The 948-nt window shown below is 66.2% G+C and carries 1 protein-coding gene; it reads left to right on the top strand.

Translation table 11 applies throughout. The features are described from left to right. Positions 1-17: 17 nt before the first annotated feature. Positions 18-948, top strand: a 931-nt coding sequence (locus UN64_RS20035; RefSeq protein WP_139343245.1) for a hypothetical protein, incomplete at its 3' end; no start/stop codon positions are given.

Here is a 948-nt window from a genome sequence, read left to right as displayed (position 1 = left end):
AGTCGTGGGCTGGCCGGATGACGACGGCACATGGTGTGCGCGCACTGGTGGGGCCTGTCACGTCCACGATCTCGGCTGTGGAGCTGTGGTGGGACCGGGTCTCTATCACCACGATGGTCTCCACCAAGGGTGTTGCGGTGGAGATCCAGGCCGGGTGGAACGCGGACGGCACCCGCCGCAAGGCGTTCGAGCGCATCCGCCCGCTCTCTAACGAGCAGATCGCCAACGGCTTCGAGCTGAAGGTGTGGATGCGCCCGGACGGTGTCATCGTCATGGACGTGGACGGTTCCAAGTCCACGCATACCGCGCTGCCGGAGTGGCCGCGTGAGACCCGCGAAGAGGACATGTCCGACGTGCGCATCCTGGCCCCGGCCAAGGGTGCGCCGTTGGGTGGTGTGCAAGTCGTGGGAGACCCTACCGAAGGCTCGTTCGGCCCGTGGGAGCGCACCTTCATCCTTGATGCTGACCCGGACCACATGATCTGGGGCATGTCCGCGCTGGAGAAGGTGTCCGGCCTGGAGCTTCTGTCTGAGATGGCCGAGGCTGCGTTGGACTCCACATGGGTGGATGAGGACGGCAAGCTCTGGTACGTGTCGCGCACCCGCATGGACGCGCGGAAGTCGGTGCGCACACTCGGCCTCCCAGACTTGCAGACTGCCCCCGCCAAGATCGCGCCCGACTCGGTGCACGCCGAGGTGGAGGTCACCCGCCGGCAGCCTTCCCTATTCCAGACGCGCATGAACTCGCGTGCCTGGGCGCAGGTATGGGAAGGCCCGAAGGACACCCTGGAACCGGGAGGCAAGTGGGAGCAGATCGTCCGCACTCCCGACGATGAGGACTGGTTCCATGTGGACGGCTCCTTCGAGGACGTGGTCGCGTCCTCCGTGGCGAACGTCAACCGGGGCATTGGCTCATGGGTCGGCGGCACCGTGCTCAAGGAGACGGACG

The organism is Fictibacillus arsenicus, from assembly GCF_001999465.1.
Classification (GTDB): domain Bacteria; phylum Bacillota; class Bacilli; order Bacillales; family Fictibacillaceae; genus Fictibacillus; species Fictibacillus arsenicus.
The sequence above is the reverse complement of the archived record's forward strand: the minus strand, read 5'-3'. Positions and strand labels throughout refer to the sequence as shown.